Genomic DNA, 3,433 nt, shown 5'->3' with positions numbered 1-3,433 from the left:
CCCGTTGCAGGTAGTGAGACACGTCATCGGGAGCCAGTAGCCCTAGAATCGTGAGCTTCACGTCAATATCCTGAAACGCAGCACGAATATCTGCCTCGGCATCGTCAGAGCCACGACCCATAATTAGCAGATGCAGGTCAGGCACATGCTTCAATGTCTGACGCACTGCGTAAGCAATATCACTAATTTCCCGCAGACCATTGGCACCGCCTGTAATCCCAAAAACAGCAACGAGCGGCTGCGTCGGCGATCGCATCCCCTTGACCAAACTCGGATCCTTAGGTTCTGGCACATTGGATCCTACGGGAATTTGCACTACCTTGGCACTGGGACGTGGGGGCAACCAAGGCGTAATCGTAGGGGGAATGGTCAGGATGGTGCGATCGCTCCAGTTGTGCAGCAAGTGCATCAAGCCATGTTGTAACCAGCGTCGTAGACGATCGCGACGGCGTTGCCCTGGAAATCCCTGAGTATCGTGAAAGATGATTGCTAACCGAGTTTGGCGTTGACGCAACATCCCTAGCACTATCAATAGTCCCAAGGGCACACCCGTGTGTGACCAGCTAAAGGCAACATACTGGACAATGACCCAAGTTCCTCGCCAGGCACGACTGTCTTCCCAAAGTTGACGGAGCGCTGACCACCAGCCTAACTCTGCCCAGCGACACTCATAGGTTTTTAGGTCGGCTCCCTGGGCAGCCAAGGCCACCTGTAGCCACTGGCAATAGTCGATGACACCATCGGTAGGAAAGTCTCGCTTGCCAAGTAGCGCAATGTAAGTTGGGGAGGGAGAAACGGTCATAGGTGAACATTGACGGACATGGCAAATAGCTAACCCTGGGACATAGCACCCAAAATTCCTCACCGCATCCTACCACTCCGGAGTTCTTCTAACCAATGGCAGTAGGTTTGCTCTAGGCATCTGATAGCGGGTTCCCAACGTAGCCCTTGCACCCGCTGATAGCCTGCTTGGGCGATCGTCCGCCGCAGTGCATCGTTGACCACCAGTGTCTTCACAGCGTTGTATAGGGCCGGAGATTGCAGGTCACCTAGAATCATGGCTTCATGACCAGGCTGGAGTACAGATCCAAAGCCAGTATTGCTGGTCACAACCGCACAACCACAGGCCATAGCTTCGGCGATGGTGAGGCCAAAACTCTCATATACCGAAGGGGCAATTAGAATCGCTATGCTCTGATAGAGGCGACAAAGTTCCGCGCGATCGTCTACCTGGGGAATTACCGTAATGCTGGGGTGCAAACTAGCCGGGAAATAAGCTTGCTTTTGAAAGCTTTGCCCCACACCAATGAGCATCAGATGCCACTGGGGATACTCCTGCAGCAAGCGAGTCATATCCTGCTGGATAAGGTGAATGCCTTTGCGCGGAATCCATGAACCGCAGTAGCCGATGACTGGGGGACGATCAAGCGTTATAGGGATTTGGTGGTAATCATTTGGTAGAGGATTATTGATCGCCACCACATGGGCACTGTCCTGGTAGCCCTGGTGTAGAGCATAGTCCCGTTCTCGATCGCTGACTGTGACAATACCGTGAGCCTGACGAAAAGCCAGTGCGAACAGAGAGGATTGGTTAAATTGATACCATTTTCCCAAGGGGTCAGTGATAATGCCAGCGCGAGCCGCCTGTGCCATAGTGCTAATCACAAATGGCTCAATACCATTGGAGTGAGCTACGAGTAGCCAGCGCTTGGGAAATAGTTGGCGTAATACCCTGATCGTTAACCATGCCTCTCCGCCATAGAACTCTAGCACATCATAAGCTTTTTTTGATACTTGACCCAGGGTAAAGGGCAGCATCCCTAGGGCTTGACGATAACTGTTAGCTCGACCTCGCCATTGTTGCCACAGCTCATAGTCATCTGGAGCAAATACATCAACTTCGTGGCCTAGGGAGCGTAATCCCCGGCAATAGTTGACAATCACATAGCCTGATCCCTGAGACTCCACTAAGGGACAGTTGCTAATCGTAAGGATTCTCAAAATGGTGACTAGCTAGAAAACTTGTAGCCTGCGGGTAACTCTACCATGAAGACCCGCGTGAATTCGTCGGGAAACTCGTGCAGCATCTGAAATCCTGACTGGGTTGCCAAGCGCTCTATCACAGTTGGTGGGACACACCGCCATGTGCATATGTCAAAGCTTGCCATGATTAGCCGCATAGGACGACTAGTATAAGCAGCCTGCCAAAAATTATTGCTGTCCGCCATCGACACTCGCAACCAAGCTGGAGCATCGTAAACTAGTTGCGATCGGGGGGCATAAATTACCGCGCTAGGATAGCGCTTGTGTAGCTGTTCAAGTGCTGTTCTAGTCTTTTCAAAGCCTGTGTACAACTCATTACTAAAAAGCTTGACATGACTGGTTGCAAGCAGCGGTTCTTGGATTAACGATGTCATCTTCCCTAGCCCAAGGCTACCAATAGGTCTGTACAAAAGGTTGTACAAGCAAAACAACAGGGTTATGGAGGCAAACATTCCTCTAAAAAGTGCATGTAAGCTGATGCGACGTAACGTAACTTTATTGATCGCAGTCACGCTGTAAGCAATTAGGATCATGGGAACAACTGCTGATATGTAGTATCTTGAATCTCGTAAAAATGGATAGGGGTAACGTGACATTACGATCGCTAACAGTAGCACTAACGCTAGAGGAATAAATGACAATGATAGGTTTAGATGCATCAGTTCATCCTGAACAGAGCCAAATGATTTTTGCCTAAACTTATCCCTAAATCCGATTATTATCACGGGTAAAATCAAGATAAACAAAGCTAGCAGTATGCCAACTAGACTATTCAAAACTTGAATTGGAAAGGCTCCATGCTGACGGTTGAGAATCAAGTTCAGATTAGTCATACCAAAGACAGATGAGATACCAGAAAGCATCTGTGAGAGACTTTGGAGATATTGCTTCAGAGTCGGTACTTCACCACTGTAAAGCGTGAACAGCGATAGCTGACTAGTATTTCCTAAGCCAACAGCTTGCATGTCGGCTAGCATTGTATCCTTAGCAACTTTACCGTAAATGACTAAAGGAATAATAAAAGCGGAAGCAGATCCTAAGAAAAGCAAAACTTTTCTGAATATTTCCATTGGCTTCAGCCAGTGAATTTGACAGACGAGTAGGAACACTAGAGGGGCAATAAACAAACTGGCATTTCTGAACCAATAGGTTAGGCCAAACAAGATACCCGCTGAAATAACATTCCTCTTGACAGTCAAGAATTTCCAATTTTCTCTCTTAGTTGAGTGCAAGACCAGAAGTACAATAAAGGGTACGGCAGCCCAAGTGATAATATCAGTCCCAGTCCAGGTTGGAGTATAGAATAACGGCAAGCTCACTGCTAATGCATAATGAAGAGGCAGGGAAAATCTTCCTAACACAACTGGTCGATTCAAAATCGGGCTAGCTA

3 protein-coding genes are annotated in these 3,433 nt (G+C 48.4%); all 3 read right to left on the bottom strand.

From position 1 onward, the window contains the following. On the bottom strand, positions 1 to 802 hold an 802-nt coding region (locus NZ772_15990; protein MCS6815056.1), incomplete at its 3' end, for a hypothetical protein. A gap of 59 nt (positions 803 to 861) precedes the next feature. Beyond that, the gene (locus NZ772_15985; protein MCS6815055.1) at positions 862 to 2,001 is read right to left on the bottom strand and encodes a glycosyltransferase family 4 protein; all 1,140 of its coding nucleotides are present in this window, start codon (positions 1,999 to 2,001) and stop codon (positions 862 to 864) included. Between the two features lie 8 nt (positions 2,002 to 2,009). Continuing rightward, a complete protein-coding gene (locus NZ772_15980) occupies positions 2,010 to 2,417 on the bottom strand; it encodes a hypothetical protein (GenBank protein MCS6815054.1) in 408 nt (135 codons plus the stop codon). Positions 2,418 to 3,433: the final 1,016 nt, after the last annotated feature.

This window comes from Cyanobacteriota bacterium (assembly GCA_025054735.1).
Classification (GTDB): domain Bacteria; phylum Cyanobacteriota; class Cyanobacteriia; order SKYG9; family SKYG9; genus SKYG9.
Note: the sequence above shows the minus strand (reverse complement) of the source record. Positions and strands in the feature narration are given on the sequence as shown.